The following is a 22,198-nucleotide window of genomic DNA, read 5'->3' on the forward strand; positions in this document are numbered from 1 at the left end:
TGAAGTGGAAAGGAGGCACGGACGATGGACCTGCAACTCAGCGGGAAGACGTTCGTCGTGACCGGCGGGAGCTCCGGCATCGGCCTGGCCACGGTCGACGCCCTCACCGGGGAGGGCGCCTCGGTCGTGACCTGTGCCCGGGACCCCGAGCGGCTACGGCAGGCGGTGGCGGGGCTGTCCCGCAGCGACCTGGTCACCACCGTCGGGTGTGACGTCCGCTCCGGCGACGACGTCCGGGCGATGGCGGAGACCGTCCGGGAGCGGTTCGGTGTCCTCGACGGGGTCGTCAACAACGCCGGGGGGTCACGGATGGTCCCGCTGTCCGAGATGACCGCGGCGGACTGGCAGGACGAGCTGTCGTTGAAGTTCACGCCCGTCCTCAACAGCGTCGATCACCTGGTCCCGCTGATGGCCGACGCCGACTCCCCGGCGATGGTCAACCTCAACGCGGTCCTGGCCCGGCAGCCCGAACCGGCCCTCGCGGCGACGTCCGCGGCACGTGCCGGACTGCTGAACCTCACCAAGTCCCTGTCCCACAGCCTCGCCGCCGCGCGGGTCCGGGTGAACTCGGTGTGCCTCGGGCTCATCGACACCGGCCAGTGGCGGCGACGCTACGAGAAGGCGGACGGCTACACCAGCTACGACGACTTCTCGCGGGACATCGCCGCCGACCGGGGGATCGTCCTCGGCCGGTTCGGACGCGCCGACGAGGTCGCCCCGGTCGTCTCGTTCCTGCTCTCGCCCCGTGCGTCCTACATCACCGGAGCGACGGTCGACGTCGCCGGAGGAGTCAACCGATATGTCTGATACACAGTCCCCGACCACCTACCGCAACGGCGGTGAACTGCTGGCGGACATCCTGTCCGAGGCCGGCGTGGACACCGTGTTCGGGATCATCTCAGTACACAACCTGCCGCTGGTCGAGGCGGTGTCGAGCCGCCTGCGGTTCGTCCCGGTCCGGCACGAGGCCGCCGCGGTGAACGCCGCCGACGGCTACGCCCGGGCGAGCGGCACCCTCGGGTGCGCACTGACCAGCACCGGCACCGGTGCGGGCAACGCCGCTGGGTCACTGATCGAGTCGTTGAGCTCGGCGACCTCGGTGCTGCACGTCACCGGCCAGATCCAGAGCCGGTACCTGGGCTCGGGCCGCGGGTTCATCCACGAGACCCGCGACCAGAAGGGCATGCTCGACGCCGTCTCCCGCGCGGCGTTCACCATCACCGAGGCGGACGACGCCGCGCCGGTGCTGCGCCGGGCGGCGGCGCTCGCCGTCGACGCCGTCGGCGGCCCGGTCAGCGTGGAGTGGCCGATCGACCTGCAGTTCGCGCCGACGACGGACACCGGCGACGGTGCCGGCAGTGTCGACGGCGCCGCCCTGCCTGAGCCGGTCGCCCCCCGCGTGCCGGACACCGGCGAACTCGAGGCGGCACTGAAGTTGCTGTCGTCGGCCCGCCGGCCGCTGCTGTGGCTCGGCGGCGGGGCGACCGGCCGTGAGGCCCGGGACCTGGCCGTCCACCTGGCGGAGTCCTGGGGCGCGGGCGTGGTCACCAGCAACTCCGGGCGCGGCGCGGTCCCCGAGGACCATGACCTGTGCATCGGCAACTACGCGGCGAGCCCGGCCGGACGTGGGCTGCTGGCCGAGGCCGACTGCCTCCTCACAGTCGGCACCCACTTCCGGTCCAACGAGACCTCGGACTACACCGTGGAGATCCCGCGGCTCCACGTCCAGGTCGACCAGGACGCCGCGGCGATCGGCCGGGTCTACCCCGCACAGGCGGGCGTCCACGGCGACGCCGCCGAGGTGCTGGGCTACCTGGTGGACAACCGGGCGGCGCTGCGGTCCGACAAGGACTGGCGGCGGCGCGTCACCGCGGCACGGGAGGAGTGCCGCCGCCGTCAGCGCGACGGCCTCGGCGACCACGCCGCGTTCGCCGACGCGCTCCGCGACATCCTGCCGGACGGGTCGCCGGTCGCCCGCGACGTCACCATCGCCTCGAGCTCCTGGGGCAACCGTCTGCTCCCGATGCCTACCCCCGGGGTGAACATCTTCCCGCGCGGCGGTGGCATCGGCCAGGGCCTGGCGATGGCCATCGGCGCGGCGGCGGCCGTCCCCGACCAGCCGGTGGTCTCCATCTGCGGCGACGGTGGCCTCGCCGTCCACCTCGGCGAGATGCTCACCCTCGCCCAGGAGAACCCGTGGCTGGTGCTGCTGGTGTTCAACGACGGCGGGTACGGCGTCCTGCGGAACATGCAGGACTCCATGGGTAACGACCGCACCGGTGTCGACCTGGCCACCCCGGACTTCCGGATGCTCGCCGCCGCCTGCGGCCTCGACTACGCCCGGATCAGCTCCCCCGACGAGGTGCACGGCGTGCTCGCCGACGCCGTGGCGCTGACCTCCGCGGTGGTGGTCGAGGTCGACCTCGCCGCCTACGGCGACATGCCGGCGCCGTTCACCCCGCCGGTGAGCGTGCCCGACGGCGATGAGGAGGACGAGAACGACGGGGACGGTGAGGACGATGAGTGACCAGTGCACGGTCCCGGTGGTCGTCCAGGCCATGCGGGTGGAGGCCGACGGCGTCCTGTCCCTGGAACTCCGCCGGCCCGACGGGACGGCCCTGCCGTCGTGGACCCCCGGGGCCCACCTCGACGTGGCCGTCGGCAACGGACTCGTCCGGCAGTACTCGCTGTGCGGTGACCCCGCGGACACGGGTACCTACCGGCTCGGCGTCCTTAAGGAGGTCGCCGGACGGGGCGGCTCCGTGCAGGTGCACGACGTCCTCCGGCCCGGCCAGGAGATCGCCGTGTCGGAACCGCGGAACAACTTCGCGGTCAACGACAACGGCAAGCCGCTGGTCTTCATCGCCGGCGGGATCGGCATCACCCCGATCCTCGCGATGGCACGGGAGGCCGCGGCCACCGGGCGGGACTTCCACCTCTACTACGGAGGCCGGACCCGGGCGTCGATGGCCTTCCTCGACGAGATCGCCGCCCTCGGTGACCACGCCACGGTCACCAGTGACGACGAGGACGGCATCCTCGACCTCGACGGCATCCTCGCCGGGCTGGAGGACGGTGACCGCGAAGTCTACGTCTGCGGCCCGACCGGGCTCCTCGACGCGGTCGAGGCGAGGTCGGAGGCGTGGCCGGACGGCACGTTCCACTGCGAACGGTTCGTCGCCCGGAAGGTCGAGGCCCCGGTCGACGGGGAACGGGAGTTCACCGTCGTCTGCGCCGACAGTGGCGTCCGGGTGACCGTCCCGGTGGACTGCACCATCCTCGGCGAACTGGAGAAGGCGGGGATCGACCTGCCCCACTCCTGCCGGGAAGGCACCTGCGGCACCTGCGAGACGGACATCGTCTCCGGCGTCCCCGACCACCGCGACTCCCTGCTGTCCCGTGAGGAGCGGGAGTCCGGGGAGACGATGCTGATCTGCGTCTCCCGGGCGGCGTCGGACGTCCTCGAACTCGACATCTGACGGCATCTGAAGAATCCGCAACTGACCAGGAGGAATGACTGACCATGACACGCTACCTTGAACCGACGCAATCGCGGCACGGCGCACCGACCAACTACGAGTTGCAGCTCGCCCACGCCGTCGAGGCCCTGTTCAGCGCCGGGGCGGACACGCCCGAGGTGCTGGCCGAAGGGCTCAACAACGCCGACGTCCCCGGCCCCGGTGGTTCCCCGTGGACCGCCGAGAGCTTCCGCAACGAAATGTCACGACTGGGAGAGTGAACGACCGATGGCCAACTACTACACCCCGGAATTCTCCGAGGACTTCCTGTACAAGAACGGTCTCCGCGACCGGTGGTACGCCGTGTGCCCGTCGTCCTTCGTGGAGCACGGACGCATCCGGAAGATCCGCCGCCTCGGCCAGGATTGGATCCTCTACCGCGAGACCACCGGCGCCGTGCGCATGCTGGAGGACCGGTGCCCGCACCGCGGGGCGCCGCTGAACCAGGCCACGCACCTCGGTGACCGCGTCGGATGCAAGTACCACGGCGTCCAGGTCGACGGCACCGGCACCGTACGGTCCGTCCCCGGCATGCCCGGTTGCGAGATCGAGGGACAGCGCCTGGTCACCGCCCCGCAGGTCAAGGAGTTCGCCGGCGCCGTGTTCGCCTGGTTCGGTACCGACGCCGACGCCGAACCGGCGGAACTGACCTTCCCGGACCCGCTGACCGACGAGGGGACCTCGGCGTTCCTCTGCTACGCCGAATGGGGCGTGAACTGGCGGTTCGCCCTGGAGAACCTGCTGGACCCGATGCACGGCACGTTCCTGCACCACGAGTCGCACTCGATGTCGGAGGGCGACACCAAGGCGAAGTTCCAGATCCGTGAGTCCGACCGCGGCTTCTTCTTCGAGAAGACCGACCAGGTCGGGGTCAACTTCGACTGGGTCGAGCTGTGCCACACCGGTGCCGACTGGGTCGACCTGAGCATCCCCTACCCGGCGTCCGCGGGGCCCGGCGGCTCCTTCGGCATCGTCGGCATGGTCATTCCGATCGACGACGAGACCTGCGGTGTCTTCTTCTGGCGGTACCGCCAGGTCACCGGCTGGCTGCGCGACACCTGGCGGTTCCTGTACCGCACCACCCTAGAGCCGAGGCACTGGCACGTCCTCGAACAGGACCGGGTGATGCTCGAGGGCATGGCACCGGACGCGGACGCCGCGGAGAACCTCTACCAGCACGACCTCGGTGTGATGCGCATCCGCCGACTGTTCCGCAAGCAGGCGAAGAAGCAGGCCAAGGCTCTCGCCCCCGCAGCCGCACAGGGCACTGCCGGCCGTCCCCGGGCCGGGACAGCATGACCCCGGAGGGCGGCCACCGCCCCCTACCCAAGGAGATCAGCATGAAGACAGCAATCGTCGGAGGCGGCGTCGGCGGCCTCGCCCTGGCCGTGGGCCTCGTCCAACGGGGCGTGGACGTGGTCGTCTACGAACAGGCGCCGCAGTTCGGCCAGGTCGGCGCCGACGTCAACCTGACCCCGAACTCGACCCGCGCCCTCGACGGCCTGCACGCCGAGCTCGGCGCCCGGCTCCGGGAGACCGGGGCACGTCCGCAACGCCGGCTGAGCCGCCGGTGGGACACCGGTGAGGTCACCTCGGACCTGCCGATGGGTGACACCGCCGAAGAACAGTATGGCGCACCGCAGTTGACCGTCCACCGGGCGACGCTGCTCGACGCACTCCGGGAGCTGCTCCCGGAGGGGGTCCTGCAGCTGGGCCACCGGGTCGAGCGCATCGAGCAGTCCGCCGACGCGGTCCGCGTGCATTTCGGTGGCGACCGCCCGGCGGTCGACGTCGACGTCCTCGTGGGCGCCGACGGCATCCACTCGGTGGTGCGTGACACCCTCTTCGGCCCGCAGGACGCCGAGTACACCGGCATCGTCGCCTACCGTGCCGTCGTGCCGAACGACCGCCTGGCGGGGGTGGGGAACCTGGACTCGTTCACCAAGTGGTGGGGGCCGGACACGGGACGCCAACTGGTCACCTTCCCGCTGAACCGGGGCGAGGACCTGTTCGTCTTCGCCACGGTGGGCCAGCCCGAATGGGTCGCGGAATCCTGGACGACCACCGCGGACGCCGCCGAGTTCCGTGGACAGTACGCCGACTTCCACCCGGAGGTCGGCACGATCCTCGGCGCCTGCGACCAGGTGATGAAGTCCGCGCTGCGGGTCCGGGACCCCATGCCGCGGTGGAGCGAGGGCCGGGTCACGCTGCTCGGCGACGCCTGCCACCCCATGACGCCCTTCATGGCGCAGGGGGCGGGCCAGGCGATCGAGGACGCGGTGGTGCTGTGCCGCGCCCTGACCGGGGACGACCTGCCTGTCGACGAGCGGCTGCTCGCCTACGAGGACGCCCGGCGCGAACGCACCGGCCGGATCCAGCTGACCTCGCGGGCGAACGACTGGCTCAAATCCGGTGACCAGGCGGACTGGTTGTACGGGTACGACGCCTGGACCGTCCCGCTGGGTGGCTCCACGCGCCGGGAGAACGGGGTGGCGGGATGAAAGCCGTCCGCGAACCCCTGTCCACCACCCGCACACTGGTGCTCGGTACCGTCGGCGTGATCGGGTCCGGCCTCGTCGCCGAACTGGTCATGAGGTCGGGTCTGATCACCATCGAGGGGCTGCCGATCCCTAGCCAGGTCCTCGCCGGTGCGGTGGAGCTCGTCCCCGACGCCGCCTTCTGGGGGAACGTCGGTTTCACCCTGGGGGAGTGGGGCCTGGGGATGCTCATCGCCAGCGTCGCCGGTGTGGTGCTGGGCGGCCTGATGGGCGCGTTCCGGTCCTGGTACACCGCCTTCGAATGGCCGGTGGAGGCGTTCCGTGTGCTCCCGTCGGTCGCCCTGGCGCCGATCCTGGTGCTCGTCGTGGGGCGGGGGATGGTCTCGCTGTCCCTCGCCGTGGCACTGGCGTGTGTCTGGCCGATCCTGCTGAACACCATGTACGGGGTGCGGGGTGTCGACCCCACGGCGGTGAACACCGCCCGGACGTTCGGCCTGAACAGACTGCAGATCCTGTCGCGGATCAAGATCCCCTCGGCCCTGCCGTTCGCGTTCACCGGTATCCGTATCTCCGCGTCCATCGGCCTGCTCGTGGCGGTGTCGGTGGAGCTGCTGGTCGGTGACGGCTCCGGTATCGGCGGGTTCATCCTGACCCAGTCCGCCAACGCGGCGAACCTGGACGCGGTGTACGCGGCGACGATCTTCGCCGGCGTCATCGGTGTCGTCGTGAACGTGGTGCTGTCACGTATCGACACACTGCTTTTCGCCTGGAAGAAGGGACTCGAGCAATGACCCTCAAGACCGACAAGACCGACAACACCGTGAGGTCCGGCGGTTCCACCGCGGCAGGCACGTCGTCGGCGGCCCCCCGGCTGGTGGCGGGGCTGTGGACGGTCGTGCTGCGGCTGGCCGTGCCGGTGCTCATCGTCATCGCCTGGTGGGCGGTGTCCCAGACCGAGATCACGGGGCTGTTCGTCCCGACGCCGGCTGAGGCCGTGCAGACCTTCTGGGACGAGTTCGTCGTCGGTGACGCCGTCGTCACCCACACGGTGCCGAGCCTGGTCCGGGCCCTCGTGGGGCTCGGGGTGGCGATCGTCGTCGGCATCGCCGTCGGCGTGGCGCTGGGAACCTCGACGATCCTCACCGGCCTGTTCCAGCCCCTGGTCCACCTGGGGCGTTCGCTGCCGTCCCCCGCGCTGCTGGGAGTGTTCTTCCTGCTGTTCGGTGTGGGGGACGCCCCGAAGATCTTCCTCATCGCCTTCGCGGTGGTGTGGCCGATCCTGCTCAACACGATCGACGGCGTCGGCGCCGTCGGTGAGGTCCGTGCCCAGGCGGCGCAGGTGTTCCGCATCCCGGCGCACCGGGTGCTGACGATGATCGTGCTGCCGGGTGCGGCGCCGAAGATCTTCGCCGGGATCCGGACGTCGATGTCGTACTCGTTGATCATGATGATCATCTCGGAGCTCCAGCGTTCCGAGAACGGCCTCGGCTACCTGCTGGTGCAGGCCCAGCGGAACTTCGACTTCGGGACCTTCTTCGCTGTCCTGATCATGCTCGTGATTATCGGCGTGGTCTTCAACCTCGTCTTCAAGGCGATCGAACGCCGCGTCCTGGCGTGGCACAGAGGAGTCACTGATCAACATGACTGACACCACACACACCACCGGCGCCACCGGCGCTACCGGCGCTGTCGGCGCCGTCCCGGAGCTGCAGCTGGACGGGCTGTCGAAGTCCTACGGCGACAACCTCGCGGTCCGGTCGATCACCGCGTCGGTGCCGGCGCACAAGATCACCGTGATCGTCGGGCCGTCCGGCTGCGGCAAGTCCACGCTGCTGCGGATGATCTCCGGGCTGGACAAGCCGACCTCCGGTTCCACCGCCTTCAAGGGCACCCCCGTCAACGGCGTCCCGCAGGGGCTGGCGATGGTCTTCCAGGACTACTCGCGGTCACTGTTCCCGTGGATGCGTGTCGCCAAGAACATCGCCTTCCCCATCAAGGACCTCCCCGCCGAGGAGCGCGACCGCAGGGTCCGGGAGAGCATCGAGGCCGTGGGCCTGGCGGGGAAGGAGCACCTCTACCCGTGGCAGATGTCCGGCGGTATGCAGCAGCGTGTGGCGATCGCCCGGGCACTGGCGTCCCAGCCGGAGCTGCTGCTGATGGACGAGCCCTACGCCTCGGTGGACGCGCAGACCCGGGCGGACCTCGAGGACCTGCTGATGACGATCCAGACGAACCTGGGCATCACGGTGCTGGTGGTCACCCACGACATCGACGAGAGCGTGTACCTGGCCGACCAGATCGTGGTGCTGTCGAAGCCCCCGAGCGTGGTCGCCGAGGTGATCGACGTCGGCCTGGAGCGGCCGCGGGACCACCTGAAGACCAAGACCTCCGAGGAGTTCATCGACATCCGGGCCCGCGTGACCGCGCTGCTCCGCCCGTCGGCGACCGCCGAAGAGATCCGCAACACCTGAGTCACCCTGAGTCACCCTGAGCCAGACCTGAGCCACCCTGAGCCACGTGCCCGACCCCGGAACCACCACTGGAGGAGAACATGTTCACCACGCGCAAGACGACCAGCAGGACGAGTAGGACGACCACGGCGAAGGCGGTGGGTGCCCTCGGCGCCGCCGCGCTCCTCGCCTTCACCACCGCCTGCGGCGGGGGCGGGGACGGGGCGTCGGGCGGGGAGGGTGGTCTGGAGAAGACCTCCGTGACCGTCGGTGCCCTGCCTATCGCGGACTTCTCGACCCTGTGGTGGGCCGAGGAGAAGGGCTTCTTCGAGGAGGAGGGGCTCGACGTCACCATCGAACCGGTCCAGGGCGGTCCCGTCGGCGCCCAGATGGTGGCGACCGGGGAGCTGGACTTCACCACGTCGACGACGTTCAACACCATGAGCGCCACGGACAACGGCATGCCCGTCGACACGGCGGCGTCGCTGAGTGGTTCCGCGGACAACTCGATCGCCATGTACGTCAACCCGGACTCCGACATCCAGGGGATCGAGGACCTCGACGGCAAGACCATCGGCATCAACAACACCAACAACACCGGCGACGTGACCTTCCGCGCGCTGGCCGACCATCTCGGTGTCGACGTCGAGCCCACCTTCATCGAGGTCCCGTTCACGGAGATGCTGACCGGCGTGCAGTCCGGGTCGATCGACGTGGGCTACTCGCCGGAGCCGTTCCTCAGTGCTGCCTGGGACGCCGGGATGCGGCAGATCGTCGACCTGACCGAGGGACCGAACCACGAGATCGCCACGTCCAACATCGTCTCGGGCAAGGCGTTCCTCGGCCGGAACCCCAACACCGCGGCGGCGTTCGCCCGGGCCCTGTACGCGGCGAACGAGGACATCCTGGCCAAGGAACAGGAGTGGCGGGACTGGTTGCCGTCCATCGCGCAGCTCGACGAGGGCACGGCACAGCAGCTGCCGATGCCGGTGTTCGCCACCGAGATGGACGAGGAAGGTATCGGGCACGTCGCCGACCTGATGATCGAGCAGGGCATCATCAGCGAGGACTACGACGCCTCGGAGTTCATCTGGACGCCGGAGGACTGACCCGCCGCCCCGCCGAACTTCTCGCCCGGGTAATTCCCGGGTAACCGCGGGGAAACAGGGGGTGTGGAGACTGGGGGCCATGCTGAGCCCCGTACCGACGCCGTCACCGGCGACAACGCAGACACCGATCCCCGCCACCGTCACCCTCGACGGGTTCAACCGGGCACCGGCGGAGGAACTCGTCGACCGGGTGGCCGGGTTGTTCGCCGGCAGGACGCTCGCGGCGGCCCTCGTGGACGTCCGGCCGTTCGCCACCGTGGACGCGCTCTGCGACGCGGCGTCCACCCTGTTCCACGAGCAGGACGACGCGGAGATCCTGGCGTCGGTCAACGCCCACCCGCCGATCGGCGGCACCGTCGCCGCGGGGAGCATGTCCGCCGCCGAGCAGTCGGCGGCCACACACGACGGTGAGCTACAGGCGATCCGGGACCTGCAGCCGGTCTACCGGGACCGGTTCGGGTGGAACTACCTGGTACGGGCCGCCGGACGCGACAGCCGGCAGATCCTCGACGACCTCGTCGAGCGGCTCGGCCACGGGCCGGACGAGGAGTGGCCGGTGGTGCTGGACAACCTCGACGCGATCAACCGGCTGCGGTTGCGAGGCTTCGTCTCCGCCGCACCGGAGGAGGTCGAGGCATGAGCGTGTCCACCCGTGCCGTGTCCACCTGTGTCGTGTCCACTCATGTCCTGGACACCGCCACCGGCGTGCCGGCGGCCGGGGTCGGGGTCGCGTTGTATTCGGGGCAGGACGTCCCGGTCGAGCAGGGCGTCACCGACGGCGACGGCCGTCACCGCTTCTCCGCGCTGCCGGGGCCGGGTACCTACCGGCTGCGTTTCGACACCGGGGCGTACTTCGCGGCCACCGGCCGGGCGTCGCTGTACCCCTTCGTCGACGTCACCTTCGACATCACGGCCACCGGGAAGCTCCACGTCCCCCTGCTGCTGTCACCGTTCGGCTACTCCACCTACCAGGGGAGTTGACCAGGATGGACACCGGCGGGCACGTCCCCGGAATGATCGGCGCCACCGCGCCGGACGGCACCCACCCCGTCGACCAGCGGCCGCCGCTGGCCCGGACGGTCGTCCTGGGGCTCCAGCACGTCCTGGCGATGTACGCCGGGGCCATCGCCGTGCCACTCATCGTCGGTGGGGCCCTGGTGGCCGCCGGACAGTTCGACGCGGGGCACATGCACCACCTCATCGTCGCCGACCTGTTCGTCGCCGGTGTGGCGTCGGTGGTCCAGTCGCTGGGGCTCTGGCGGTTCGGCGCCCGGCTGCCGTTGATCCAGGGGGTGTCGTTCGTCTCGGTCGCACCGATGATCGCCATCGGCTCCGAGCACGGCATCACCGCGATCTACGGTTCGGTCATCGTCACCGGGGTGGTCATGATGCTGGTCGCACCGTTCTTCGCCCGGATCGTGACGTTCTTCCCGCCGTTGGTCGTCGGCACGGTCATCACCGTGGTGGGGTTGTCGCTGCTGTCCGTCGCCGCCGGGTGGCTGTTCGACCGGGATGCCCCGGCGGCAGAACAGGGGACGGGCGGGAACCTGCTGCTGGGGCTCGGCACCCTGGTCACGGTGATCTGCATCCACCGGTTCGCCCCGGCGGCGTGGAGGTCGATGGCGGTGCTGGGCGGCATCGTCGTCGGTACCGTCGTCGGCGTGGTCCTCGGCGCGGGTGACTTCTCGGCGGTGGCGGAGGCGGACTGGGTGGGGGTTCCGGCACCGTTCCAGTTCGGCACGCCCACCTTCGATGTCGTCTCGATCCTCACGATGGTGCTGGTCGGGCTGGTGATCATGACGGAGACCAGCGGGGACATCGTCGCGGTCGGGGACATCACCGGCCGCCGTGTCACCGCACGGACCCTCGCCGACGGTCTGCGGGCCGACGGCCTGGCCACCGTCCTCGGCGGCGTCTTCAACACGTTCCCCTATTCGGCGTTCGCCCAGAATGTCGGCCTGGTGTCGTTGTCGCGGGTGGCGAGCCGCTACGTGGTGACCGCGGCCGGGCTGATCCTCGTGGTCCTGGGGCTGTTGCCGAAGGTCGGTGAGGTCGCCGCGGGTATCCCGGCCCCGGTGCTCGGTGGGGCGGGTGTCGCCCTGTTCGGCATGGTCGCCGCCGCGGGGATCCGGACGCTGTCCACGGTGACCTGGACGGAGACCCGCTCACTGATCGTGGGCGTGTCCGTGGCCGTGGCGATGCTGCCGACCGTGTTCGACGGGTTGTACGCGAACCTGCCTCCGGCGGTGGAGACGGTGCTCGACAGCGGCATCACCGTGGGCGCGGTGACGGTGATCCTGCTGAACCTGCTGCTCAACCGGGAGGGAGACGGCCACCGGGCGCAACCGTCGCGCCATGGTACACCTGACGATGTCGGGGCTGCCACGTCTGCGCCTGCGCGGTGAGGGCGACGGGTAGGCTGACTGCACATGGCAGTACGTGACGACAGCGGCATCACCCCGATCTTCCGCGCCCAGCACCAGGCGGCGACCGCCGGCAAGGTCCCCGCGCCGGTCCGGGTCAGCACCGACGACGGTGAACTGTGGGTCCGTGCTGTGCCGATGCCCGGTGCCGGGGTGATGAACAGCGTGTTGTCCACGGTGCATCTCGGCGACCGCGGGGTCACCGTCGTCGACCCGGGGTGGGCCGGCGGTAAGGCGCAGGACGCCGCGGGCAACGTCCTGCGTCCCCTCGACGATTTCCTCCGCGAGCGTGGCCGACGCCTGGAGGACGTCACCGACGTGGTCGTCACCCACGCCCACCCCGACCATGTCGGCGGCGCGGCGGAGATGCTGCGGGCGACCGGGGCGCGCTACCACCTGGGGACCGTCGAGCAACGCACCGTGGACGCCGCCCGCACCGGCCGGTCGCAGGACGACTACGCCGTGGACCGTCACGCCATCGGAGCCCCGGACGGGGTGCTCGACAAGTACCCGTTCCCGTTGGCGAAGAAGGGGTTGCCGCCGTTCATCCCGCGCCAGCGCCCCGACGCGACGGTGGAGGACGGCGACCTGCTGACCGACCACGGCGTGACCGCTGAACTCGGGTGGCGCGCGGTGCTCACCCCCGGGCACACCCCGGGGCACCTGTGCTTCGCCGACGACCGGCGCAAGCTGCTGGTCGCCGCCGACCACGTGCTGCCGGAGATCTTCCCCGGCATCGGGCTGGGGGTGGCGTCGCTGGGTGGCAACCCGGTGAAGGACTACCTGGCGGGACTGGACCGGTTGGCGGAGTTCGACGACTACACGGTGATCCCCGGACACGGGTACTGCTTCACCGGGCTCGCCGCCCGGCGGCGGGAGACCCGGGAGCATGTCATGGAGCGCGCCGGGGAGGTGTCACGGGTGCTGGAGTGGAACCCGGAGATCAGCGTGTGGCGCCTGGCGGGGCGTCTGACCTGGAGCGGCGGGTGGGAGTCGCTGGCGGACTCGCCGATGGTGTGGTCGGCGATCCGGCAGACGATGATGTACCGGGACCTGGTGCTGGAGGGGGCGTGAAGGACGACATCCTCGCCGCGGTGGACCGCGAGTACGCCACTGACCCACTCAGTGCCGTGACCTGGGACGCCCCGCACGCCGACGTCGAGATCCGGGAAGAGGAGTACTCGCGGGTCACGGAACCGGGACGCTATCGGATCGTCGGTGCGCGGGTGGACGCGTGGGAGCGGACGTTGGTCGGTCTCGGCCTGGCGCGCTCACAGGGGATCGTCACACCGTCGGACTGGACACAGGCACCGTCGCAGGACGCGGTGCTGCTGGTTCCGACGGTGGAGGGGGCGCAACCCCTGGTGTTGGTGAAAAGCGCGTTCGACGACATCCCGGCGACGGTGCTCATCGCCGGTACCGGCGGAGCCGGGGCGGGGTCGGGAGCCCGCGCGGTCGGCGATGCGCCGGGGTGCGCATGCGACGGCTGCGATGGCGGGAGCGGGCAGCTTCTCGAAGACGTGGACGAACTGGTGTGGAGCGTGGTCGGTGGTTTCGTCCGTGTGTGGGGCGATGGCTGGCTCGCCGAGCAGCGGGAGGACCGCACACACATCAGTCGGAAAGGGGGAGCCAGGATCCCGTATCCGCAGGCGGAGATCTTCGACATGGCACGCGCCGGGAAGATCACCCGGGACACCGTGCTCATCGGGGAGCCCTGGTACGCGGCAGGGTGACGCGCGCGGCTGCGCCGTTGTGTCGTGCCAGGGTGGGCTGTGCGTTCCGTACTGTCAGGGGTATGGAGACGCCGAAACACACACTCGCCGACATCCGCGGGCAGATCGACACCCTTGACCGGGAGATCATCCGCCTCATCGCTGAGAGGCAGCAGCGGGTCATCGCCGCAGGTTCGTTGAAGAGCGACGAAGCCGCCGTGCGGGCCCCGGACAGGGTGGAGCAGGTCATAGCGAAAGTGCGGGCAGTAGCCGACGACGTCGGCGCATCGCCGCAGGTGGTCGAGACCACGTATCGCGCCATGATCGGGGCATTCATCGATCTTGAGCTGGCGCATCACCGCGAGGGGTAGACACGCGACTCAGCGGTGTTCGCGCGCGGCTACAGCGCCTTCTCGACCGCCTCGATGATCTCGGGTGCGTCCGGTACGGTGGCGGGGCGGAAACGGGCGAGGACCTCGCCGTCCTTGCTGACGAGGAACTTCTCGAAGTTCCACTCCACGTCCCCGGCGTTGCCGTCGGCGTCGGGGGTTGTGGTGAGCTCGGCGAAGAGCGGGTGGGCGTCGTCACCGTTGACGTCGAGTTTCTCCGTCAGCGGGAAGGTCACGCCGTAGGTCGCCGAACAGAACTCCGCGATCTCGTCGGGGGTGCCGGGCTCCTGGCCCATGAACTGGTTGCAGGGTGCGCCGAGGACGGTGAGGCCCCGGTCGCGGTAGGCACGGGCGAGCTTCTCGAGGGCGGTGTACTGCGGTGTGAGTCCGCATTTCGACGCGACGTTGACGATGAGCATCGGACCGGGGAGGTCCCGGAGATCGAGCTCGCTGCCGTCGAGGGCGCGCACGGGGATGGTCCTGATGTCGGTGGAAGCCATGTGCGCGATGGTACGCGCCTGTCCGTCGGTCGCGCCGGTACATGGCTGCTCGTGACGCGCGACAATGCCCCTGGACAGGTCAACGATCAGGGACCTGGCCTCCGGAGGGCCAAGGACGTTGACAGAGTCCCCGAACTGCAGCAGCTGACGGACTCCACCGATCTGGGCGTAGGTGACGGTTATCCGAACGGTCCCTGCTGTAGGTCCGTCGTCGATGGCGGCCAGGCGCGAGCCGAGGATCCGTTCCGCAAGGTCGAGTTTCCTGCGGTCCAGTTCGGCGACGACAGCGACCGTCCCTTCTGGCTGCTCAAGTGACGCGGCCAGAGACGCAGAGACGGACGCCAGGGTTTCTCCTGGGCGCAGTCGCCGAGGTTCGTCCAGGACCGACCATGACGCCAAACGCCCTGTGGCGTATTGCCGTGGGACGCCGTCCCGGTCAGCGATGAGGTACCAGCGGCCTCCCCGTCCGAGCAGACCATAGGGGTCCACGATGCGGTCGTCTACCGACTCCTCCCCGCTACGACGGTACCGGATGACCAGTCGACTCCCGTTGCGGATATCCGCGGCCAGTGCAGCCACATCGCCATTCGAGGGGGCCACAGAGAACCATGGGCGATTGTCTACGGTGACGATGTGTGACAAGGGCAGAACACCGGGACGTTGCTCCGGTCCGGCTGGACGGAGTTTTCCCAATGCCGCTGTCGCCAGAGCCTCCATCCCGAGCTCGGTCGCACGGTCTACATCGAGTCCCGTGACGCGCAGCAGGTCTTTTTCCCGGGTGGAGAGCCCGGAGACGGGGAATCGTCCGCTCGGCAGAAGCGACACCCCGCCGTACCTTCCGGGTTTGGTCACGAGGGCGACACCTGCGTCGGACAGGACGGCGAGGTCACGGTGGACCGTCCGGGGTGACACCCCCAGTTCTTGCGCGAGTTCGGGGACTGTCGACCGTCCGCGTGCCTTGAGGACGCTCAGTAGGTCGAACAGTCGTTGTGGACGGGACATCCTGGTGCCTTTCGCGAATTTTTCCGGCACGGAAACTGAACCATGACAGCTTCTGTCATGGTATCGCCCCAGACTCGGTGTCGGAGGCGGCGGACCACGGCGCCTCGTCCATTCCGAGCGAAAGGAGGCCACCATGGCCACCCCGAATCCCTACACCTTCATCATCTACGTCAGCGATGCGCAGGCGGCTGCAGCGTTCTATGGAGACCTGCTCGACATCACGCCGGTATTCGATTCTCCGAGGTTCATCGCCTTCGAGTTGTCTCCCGGCGTCCAACTGGCGGTGTGGAGCGGGTCCGACGTATTCGGCGACACTGTCGTACCGGGTACTGCGCTGACTCGTACCAGCGAGCTGTGCCTGTCCCTGGGCAGTGCCGAGCAGATCGACGCACGCTTCACGGACTGGCGGTCGCGTGGCGTGCAGATCGTGGCGGAACCGTACGACGATGTCTTCGGTCGGACGTTCGTCGCCGCCGACCCAGACGGCAATCTCATACGTGTCGCACCGGTCGACTGACCGGGACGTGGCTGTCAGGCGCCGGCCGGGGTCCCCGGAACACCCAGAAGTTCTGCAGCAGGAAGTTCAGGGTGGTCGCCACGCCCTGGGAGACGAACCAGGACCAGAAGGTGACGTCGGGCAGGGTGGGGAAGGCGTGCCCGATGGCCCAGTCGACGAGCACGGCGGCGGTGAAACAGACGACGTAGGACGCTGCGGCACGGGACTTCTCCGGCAGGGAGCGTTCACCGCTGAAGGTGAGGACGCTGTTCAGGTAGTACGCCACCGCACTCAGTACCGCGGCGAGGTCGGGAACCACGCCTCGCCGGCACGGTGCGGACCCACGGTGTCGATCTCCCGGTGCTCGAAGTCCCGGAAGTCCGCGAAGAAGTCCGGCCAGTTCTCCCTGGTGATGTCGGTGGCGATGCGGTTGGCCAGCCGGGTCAGTCCGGCGTAGATCCCGGACAGCTGGTTGCCCGCCACGCCGTGCGACGCACGCGCGCCGGTGGACAGGTGGAACAGCCGCGGGAGGTAGGACGCGGCGTCCGGTGCCGCACCCGCCTTCGGCTGGAACTGGAAGCCGTCCCCCAGGTACGGGCAGTTGCCCAGCGGGTGCCCGGCGGCCGGGGCGAACCGGTCTGCCCACAGGGCGATGTCCGGCAGGAACTCGCTCAGTTCGGGCCGAAGACCCAGGTCCACCGTGTACCCCGTCGCGGAGATCACGTAGTCGCCGACATGGGTCCCGCCGTGGTCGTCGGTCACGACCACCTCGGGCCCGTCCGCGCCGTCCCGGACCTCGGCGGTGGCCCACCGTGTGTCGGTCAGCAGCCGGAAGTTGTCGTGGGCGAAGGCGCGCCACACCGAGGCCTGCGTGGGTGGCTGCGGTAGCCCGCCGTTGACCAGGGAGAACTCCCATTTCTGCTCGTCGGTGAGGTCGAAGAAGTGCTCCTGCATGCCGGGGAACTCCATCCAGCGCAGCGAGTTCTGCCGCGGGATGTCCGCGCGGCGGACGTGCATCTCCACGCTCGCCGCACCGGCCTCCAGTGCGACGGAGGCGTTGTCGAAGCCGCTGGCGCCGCCACCGAGCACGATCACCCGCCTGCCCCGCAGCGCGGCGACGTCGACGGGGTCCTGGGTGTGCGCCCGGACCTGCGGTGGCAGGGCCTCGACCAGCGGCGGCAGGAACACCCCGCCACCGCCGGTGAGCCCCATGGCGAAGACGACACGACGGGCGCGGTAGGTCACGGGCCGGTTGTCCCGCAGGGCCGCGACGTGGAAGTAGCCGTCGTCGTCCGGCCTGGTCACCCCCGTGATACAGGTGTGGAAGTCGACGTCGGTGCCGGTGGTCTCCCGGTACCAGGTCAGGTAGTCGTTCCAGTCCTCCCGCGGGGTCAGGTCGGTGACGGCCCAGGCCTCGGCACCGTACCTCGCCTCGAACCAGCGTGCGGTGTGCAGTGCGGGGACGTCGAGCTCGATGCCCTTCATGTTCTTCGGGCTGCGCAGCGTGTGCATCCGGGCGTACCGGGTCCAGCAGCCGGCCTCCTGCGGCGGACCGGCCTCCAGCACCTTCACCGCGCCGATCCGGTGGCGCGACAGGGCGAACGCCGTGCCGAGCCCCGCCTGGCCACCGCCGATCACCAGTACGTTCCAAGCGCCGTCGGCGGGGGCCGGCACCCAGTCGTGGTTGTGCCCGGTCAGCGCCATGTCGGCGCGGGCCTGCGCGGTCAGCGCCGCCAGGTTCGCCCGGGCCACGTCGTCGGGCACCGGTGCCGGCCGGTGGCGTCGGGCAGGACTGCTCTCTGTGCCGGGGTTGTCACGGGGGATCACGCGGGTCATCGGTCGATCGGCTCCGTTCGCGTCGTCGGCGCCCGGGGTGGGCGGCTGTCAGAAGCGAGAGTCTAGGAACCGCCTGTTTCGACGGGGTTTCGCGCGGATGTTCCCGTGGTTCCGAAAGGAGCCGGGGAGAAAAAGCCCTTCTACCTGCTGTCTACCAGCGGCTCTCGATGTCCAGCCGGCCCTCGTCGGTGAGTTCGCCCCACACCCGCATCCGGGAGACACCCCCGTCGGGGTAGACGTCGGCACGGACGGCGACGACCGGCGTCGGCCCGGTGGTGCCCTCGGCGGGGTCGGACACGGCGAACCGGTGCCGGGTGTCCGGCAGCACGCGGGTCCTGCCGACGAGTTCGACCTCCTCGCCGTCGGCGGTGATTCCGGTGAGCTTCACGTCGCCGGGGGCGTTGAACACGAAGTAGGACGTGTCGAATTCGATCCAGCGCACCCGGCCCTCCCCGGCGAGCCGCACGGTGACTGCGTCGTTGCTGTCGGTGCCGTCGTCGCGGCGTCGGGCGTTCTCCCAGCCGCCGCCCATGTCGTGGGCACGGCCCAGGGCGATGATCTGGTCCGGGTGCGAGTAGAACATGTTCGTGCACTCGGTCACCCGCCCGCCGTTCTCCACCGCGGCCAGGTCGATCGTGCCGGTGATGAAGCGGGGGTCCGGGGCGGGTTGGCCGTGGACGCGGAGCCGGGCGATGCCGCCGTCGGGGATCATCTCCAGCTTCACGTGCGTCACGCGGCGGGCCGAGGCGTCCCCGGCGGGGAAGATCTCGATGTGGTGCCTGTGGTCGCCCCGGGCGTCCGTCGGCGGGACGAGGGTGAACCACCGGTCGTCCGGCAGGGCGGCGATCTCCTCACCGCTGAGGTACTCGTCGCAGGTCAGTCCATGGACCGCGAACTGGGGCGGGTAGTTCCCGGTGAACCAGGCGGTGTCGACGACGATCCCCGTGAGATGCCCAGGCACGCCCAGGCGCACGATCGCGGCGTCGTTCCCGCCGACCTCGTCGTGGCGTCGGCGCCGGGTCTCCCACCCGTCGTAGACCTTGCCCTTGTTGCCGAACTCCGTGGGGTCGAACGTCGGCTCGTGCGGCATGATGAGGTTCTCGCGCTCGGCGAAGGACTCGTCGGACGCCCACACCACCGACCCGGCCAGCGCACGGCTGGCGAGATCGGGGTAGGACAGGAAGTCAGGGCGCTCAGGGTGCTCGGTGTGCTCGGTCATGGTGGTCCTCAGGGTCGGAGGGTGAGGGGACGGACACCGGCGGGGAAGACGACGTGGTCCTCCAGGTCGGCGGCGGGGACGTGCGGGGTGGACGGGCGGACGTAGACGGTCTCGCCGCCGATCCAGGTGCGGGTCACGACGCCGGCGAGGGCGCGTTGGGCGTAGGCGGTGATCTTGTTGCGCTGGTGCAGTTCGTCGGGCAGGACGACGAAGGCGTCGTCCGCGCTGACGGTGGCGAGATCGGCGCGGCGTCCGGTGGCGATCGCACCGCGGTCGGCCAGGCCCGCCCATTCCGCCGGGGCCTGGCACATCCAGCCGACGACGTCGGCCAGGGACAGCCCCCGCAGCCGCGCCTGCGACCACACCACCGGCAGGCCCAGCTGAACCGAGCCGATGCCGCCCCACGCCTCACCGAAGGAGCCGCCGGACCCGCGGCCGTCGGCGCCACCGGCACCGAGGTCGTTGCCGGTGGCGGCGAGGGCGGAGAAGGCGGTGAGTTCGTTGCGCTCATTGGCGGACGCCTGTGCCTCGGCGACGCCGGCGAACTTCTTCAGCTCCGCGGTGCAGGGGGAGTGGTCGGAGACCACCGTGGAGATGACCCCGTCCATCAGGCCCTTCCACAGGCGTTCCCGGTTCCCGGCGGTGCGTACCGGCGGGCAGCACTTGAACTGGGTGGCGCCGTTCTGGATCTCCTCCGAGAACAGCGACAGGTAGTGCGGGCACGTCTCGGCGGTGATCCGGACTCCCCGCTCCTGGGCGGCGGCGATCTGGTCGATGGAGCCGGAGTCGGACAGGTGCAGGATGTGCGCCCGGCAGCCGGTGGCCTCGGCGGCGTCGATCACCGTGGCGATCGCTGTCGCCTCCGCGGAGGACGGGCGGGACGCCAGGAAGCTGTCGAAGGTCTCGTCGATGCCCCCGGCGGCGTCGACCCTGGCTTCCCCGGCGGCGATCTCGTCGGCGTCCTCGGCGTGGACGATCAGCAGGCCGTCGAACTCCGCGATCTCCGCCATCGCCTGGTGCAGCTGCCCGGTGGACAGCGGCCGGAACTCGTCCACCCCGGAATGGAGCAGGAAGCACTTGAAGCCGAAGACACCCCGGTCCCACAGGGCCCGCAGGTCACCGGTGCCGAGGTTCTCCGGCACCACCCCGCCCCAGAAACCGACGTTGACCTTCGCCTGCGGGGCGGCGACGTCCTGCTTGGCGTCGAGTGCGTCTACGGTGACGGTGGAGGGGACCGAGTTCAGCGGCATGTCCAGCAGCGTGGTCACCCCACCGGCGGCGGCCGCGCGGGTCACCGGGGCGAACCCCTCCCAGTCGGTGCGTCCGGGCTCGTTGACGTGGACGTGGGTGTCCACCAGACCCGGGATCAGGACCTGGTCGTCCGGGACGTCGACCACCGTCACCCCGGTGCCACCGGTGCCGTCGGTGTCCTCGGTGCCGCCGTATTCCGGGGGGACCGGCGCGTCCCGCCCGTCGAGGACGGCGAGGATCCGCCCGCCGCCGACGAGCACGGTCACCGGCCCCTGGACCGGGGTGCGGTCAGCGTCGCGCAGGTACACCGCCCGTGCCGCGCGGTAGACCACGCTGAGCGTCGTGCCTTCTGTGCCGTCTGTCATGTCGTGTTCTCCTCTCGGTCGTCACACTCGTCCCTTGACCTGCAGACTACGCAACTGCGCGTGGTCCAGCCCGGTGGTCGCCAACTCGTGGTCGGTGACGGCACCGCAGCCGTGGGCGCGCCGCAGGTAGCCGGCCATCGCCTTGGCGGTGGCCGGTTCATCCATCCACCGGCTGGTGTCGCCGGCGACGTACGCCCGCAGCCGGTCCGCGGTGACCCGCCAGTCCGACCGGAAGTAGGCGATGGTGGTCAGGTGGCGGGTCACCAGCTGGTGGGCGTGCAGGTCCCAGCCCTGCCGGATGCCGCGCCGCAGATGCCGGCGCACCAGGTGGTGGTGGATACGCCAGCCCTCCAGCACCTCCTCGCGGGTGCCGACGGGGATACGGTTGGTGGACCCGTCGGAGAGCTCCACCCCGACCGCCGTCGTCGCCACCTGCAGCACGTCCTTGGCATGGTCGGCGACGGGATGCTCCAGGGACTGCGCGGCGGCGTCGACTCCCAGGGAGGCGGAGTAGTCGTAGGTGCCGTAGTGCAGGGACAGCACGCGCCCCTCACCGGCGGAGATGAGGCGGGCGGGTTCGGCGGCACCGTCCTCGGCGAGGATCGCCTGCGGCGTCTCGACCTGCACCTCGAAGGGGAGCTCGGGCACACCGAGGGTGGACTCCAGGGCACGCAGCACCTCGACGAAGGCCTCGACCTGCCGGTGGTGCTGCACCTTCGGCAGGGTCAGCCGCAACGCCCGGCGGTCCTGCTCCAGGACCGTACGCAGGACGTCGCGCTCGGCGAGCCCCTCCAGGACGATGGCGAGGGTGCGCAGGCCGCGGTCGCGCACGGCCGGGTCGAAGGACCTGAACCGGATCCCGGCGAAGGCCGGTGCCGGGGATGCGGCGTCGCCCGGTGCACCGCCCGGTGCGCCGAACCAGTCGGCCAGCACCTCGGCGGCCTGGCGTGCCCGGGTGTCCTCGTCGGCGTCCCTCGCGTCGGGCGCGACGCCGCGCTGGGTGAAACCGTCCTCGAAATCGATGCGCAGGTCCTCGACCGGTTCACGCAGCAGTTTCGCCCGGGTGAGCTCACCGACGGTGTCCGCGTGCGCCTCGGCGACGCCGAGTTCACGGGCGAGGTCTGCGGGGTGGCCGTAGGCGTCGAGGGCGGCCAGGGCGTCCGACCCCCACCGTCGGGGGAGGTCCGCGCCGGGGGCGCCGTCGCCCACGACGAGGTGGGCGGGCACGTACACGGTGTGCACCGGCTGGCGCCAGGTGACCGGTGTCGCCCAGCGCCCGGGCACCAGCGGGTCGATGTCCGCCAGTGCGGAGTCGGCGAGGGCGGTGAGCGCCGGCAGGACGCCGGGGACGGTGCTGGGGACAGACACGGGGTACTCCTCGGCGGGGACGGGGTGTTTTCCCCGGATGTTACGTCATCGGACCCCGTCCC

The 22,198-nt window shown here is 70.2% G+C and carries 23 protein-coding genes and 1 pseudogene; 17 read left to right on the forward strand and 7 right to left on the reverse strand.

The features are described 5' to 3' along the window. Positions 1-24 precede the first annotated feature (24 nt). From MUN33_RS08530 to MUN33_RS08605, 16 genes are all read left to right on the forward strand, one after another. Positions 25-807, forward strand: a complete 783-nt coding sequence (locus MUN33_RS08530) for an SDR family oxidoreductase (RefSeq protein WP_244804501.1) — start codon at positions 25-27, stop codon at positions 805-807. Then, on the forward strand, positions 800-2,527 hold the full coding sequence (locus MUN33_RS08535; protein WP_244804502.1) for a thiamine pyrophosphate-binding protein: 1,728 nt from the start codon (positions 800-802) through the stop codon (positions 2,525-2,527). The genes MUN33_RS08530 and MUN33_RS08535 overlap by 8 nt, the downstream gene beginning before the upstream one ends. Beyond that, a complete protein-coding gene (locus MUN33_RS08540; RefSeq protein WP_244804503.1) occupies positions 2,520-3,479 on the forward strand; it encodes a PDR/VanB family oxidoreductase in 960 nt (319 codons plus the stop codon). The genes MUN33_RS08535 and MUN33_RS08540 overlap by 8 nt, the downstream gene beginning before the upstream one ends. Positions 3,480-3,523: 44 nt before the next feature. After that, on the forward strand, positions 3,524-3,739 hold the full coding sequence (locus tag MUN33_RS08545; protein WP_244804504.1) for a recombinase-like helix-turn-helix domain-containing protein: 216 nt from the start codon (positions 3,524-3,526) through the stop codon (positions 3,737-3,739). A 7-nt stretch (positions 3,740-3,746) separates the two neighbouring features. Then, positions 3,747-4,817 (forward strand): Rieske 2Fe-2S domain-containing protein, encoded by a 1,071-nt coding sequence (locus tag MUN33_RS08550; RefSeq protein WP_244804505.1) that lies wholly within the window; start codon positions 3,747-3,749, stop codon positions 4,815-4,817. Between the two features lie 41 nt (positions 4,818-4,858). Beyond that, positions 4,859-6,019, forward strand: coding sequence for an FAD-dependent monooxygenase (locus MUN33_RS08555; protein WP_244804506.1), 1,161 nt, complete (start codon positions 4,859-4,861; stop codon positions 6,017-6,019). Next, positions 6,016-6,807: an ABC transporter permease gene (locus MUN33_RS08560; protein WP_244804507.1), complete on the forward strand. Its 792-nt coding sequence runs from the start codon at positions 6,016-6,018 to the stop codon at positions 6,805-6,807. Before MUN33_RS08555 ends, MUN33_RS08560 begins: the two co-directional genes overlap by 4 nt. Further along, a complete protein-coding gene (locus MUN33_RS08565) occupies positions 6,804-7,664 on the forward strand; it encodes an ABC transporter permease (protein WP_244804508.1) in 861 nt (286 codons plus the stop codon). Before MUN33_RS08560 ends, MUN33_RS08565 begins: the two co-directional genes overlap by 4 nt. Next, entirely contained in the window at positions 7,657-8,487 is an 831-nt protein-coding gene (locus MUN33_RS08570) for an ABC transporter ATP-binding protein (RefSeq protein ID WP_244804509.1), read from the forward strand. The genes MUN33_RS08565 and MUN33_RS08570 overlap by 8 nt, the downstream gene beginning before the upstream one ends. Positions 8,488-8,567: 80 nt before the next feature. After that, on the forward strand, positions 8,568-9,575 hold the full coding sequence (locus tag MUN33_RS08575; protein ID WP_244804510.1) for an ABC transporter substrate-binding protein: 1,008 nt from the start codon (positions 8,568-8,570) through the stop codon (positions 9,573-9,575). Positions 9,576-9,654: 79 nt separating this feature from the next. Beyond that, positions 9,655-10,215, forward strand: a complete 561-nt coding sequence (locus tag MUN33_RS08580) for a 2-oxo-4-hydroxy-4-carboxy-5-ureidoimidazoline decarboxylase (protein WP_244804511.1) — start codon at positions 9,655-9,657, stop codon at positions 10,213-10,215. Then, entirely contained in the window at positions 10,212-10,556 is a 345-nt protein-coding gene (gene uraH, locus MUN33_RS08585; protein ID WP_244804512.1) for a hydroxyisourate hydrolase, read from the forward strand. Before MUN33_RS08580 ends, uraH begins: the two co-directional genes overlap by 4 nt. A 5-nt stretch (positions 10,557-10,561) precedes the next feature. Beyond that, complete coding sequence (locus tag MUN33_RS08590) at positions 10,562-11,980, forward strand: nucleobase:cation symporter-2 family protein (protein ID WP_244804513.1); 1,419 nt, start codon at positions 10,562-10,564, stop codon at positions 11,978-11,980. A 24-nt stretch (positions 11,981-12,004) separates the two neighbouring features. Next, a complete protein-coding gene (locus tag MUN33_RS08595) occupies positions 12,005-13,072 on the forward strand; it encodes an MBL fold metallo-hydrolase (RefSeq protein ID WP_244804514.1) in 1,068 nt (355 codons plus the stop codon). Continuing rightward, a complete protein-coding gene (locus MUN33_RS08600; protein WP_244804515.1) occupies positions 13,069-13,731 on the forward strand; it encodes a DUF6226 family protein in 663 nt (220 codons plus the stop codon). The genes MUN33_RS08595 and MUN33_RS08600 overlap by 4 nt, the downstream gene beginning before the upstream one ends. Positions 13,732-13,793: 62 nt before the next feature. Continuing rightward, a complete protein-coding gene (locus MUN33_RS08605) occupies positions 13,794-14,081 on the forward strand; it encodes a chorismate mutase (RefSeq protein WP_244804516.1) in 288 nt (95 codons plus the stop codon). Between the two features lie 29 nt (positions 14,082-14,110). Here the strand turns inward: MUN33_RS08605 and MUN33_RS08610 are convergent, their stop codons facing one another. Together MUN33_RS08610 and MUN33_RS08615 are read right to left on the reverse strand one after the other, a co-directional pair. Next, entirely contained in the window at positions 14,111-14,599 is a 489-nt protein-coding gene (locus tag MUN33_RS08610) for a glutathione peroxidase (protein WP_244804677.1), read from the reverse strand. Between the two features lie 399 nt (positions 14,600-14,998). Continuing rightward, positions 14,999-15,736: pseudogene (locus MUN33_RS08615) on the reverse strand (helix-turn-helix transcriptional regulator); the annotation flags it as partial. Between MUN33_RS08615 and MUN33_RS08620 the strand changes: the two are divergent. Beyond that, entirely contained in the window at positions 15,735-16,118 is a 384-nt protein-coding gene (locus MUN33_RS08620) for a VOC family protein (RefSeq protein WP_244804517.1), read from the forward strand. The pseudogene MUN33_RS08615 and the gene MUN33_RS08620 overlap by 2 nt on opposite strands. Here MUN33_RS08620 and MUN33_RS08625 read toward each other — a convergent pair. From MUN33_RS08625 to MUN33_RS08645, 5 genes are all read right to left on the reverse strand, one after another. Next, on the reverse strand, positions 16,093-16,416 hold the full coding sequence (locus tag MUN33_RS08625; RefSeq protein ID WP_244804518.1) for a GtrA family protein: 324 nt from the start codon (positions 16,414-16,416) through the stop codon (positions 16,093-16,095). The two genes, MUN33_RS08620 and MUN33_RS08625, sit on opposite strands and share 26 nt — an antisense overlap. Next, entirely contained in the window at positions 16,389-17,933 is a 1,545-nt protein-coding gene (locus tag MUN33_RS14160) for an NAD(P)-binding domain-containing protein (RefSeq protein WP_305037382.1), read from the reverse strand. The genes MUN33_RS08625 and MUN33_RS14160 overlap by 28 nt, the downstream gene beginning before the upstream one ends. Before the next feature lie 151 nt (positions 17,934-18,084). After that, the gene (alc, locus tag MUN33_RS08635) at positions 18,085-19,152 is read right to left on the reverse strand and encodes an allantoicase (RefSeq protein WP_244804519.1); all 1,068 of its coding nucleotides are present in this window, start codon (positions 19,150-19,152) and stop codon (positions 18,085-18,087) included. 8 nt (positions 19,153-19,160) lie between these two features. Next, entirely contained in the window at positions 19,161-20,768 is a 1,608-nt protein-coding gene (allB, locus tag MUN33_RS08640) for an allantoinase AllB (RefSeq protein WP_244804520.1), read from the reverse strand. A 21-nt stretch (positions 20,769-20,789) separates the two neighbouring features. Continuing rightward, complete coding sequence (locus MUN33_RS08645; RefSeq protein ID WP_244804521.1) at positions 20,790-22,136, reverse strand: DUF6986 family protein; 1,347 nt, start codon at positions 22,134-22,136, stop codon at positions 20,790-20,792. Positions 22,137-22,198 lie beyond the last annotated feature (62 nt).

Source organism: Corynebacterium kalidii, from assembly GCF_022869005.1.
GTDB lineage: Bacteria > Actinomycetota > Actinomycetes > Mycobacteriales > Mycobacteriaceae > Corynebacterium > Corynebacterium kalidii.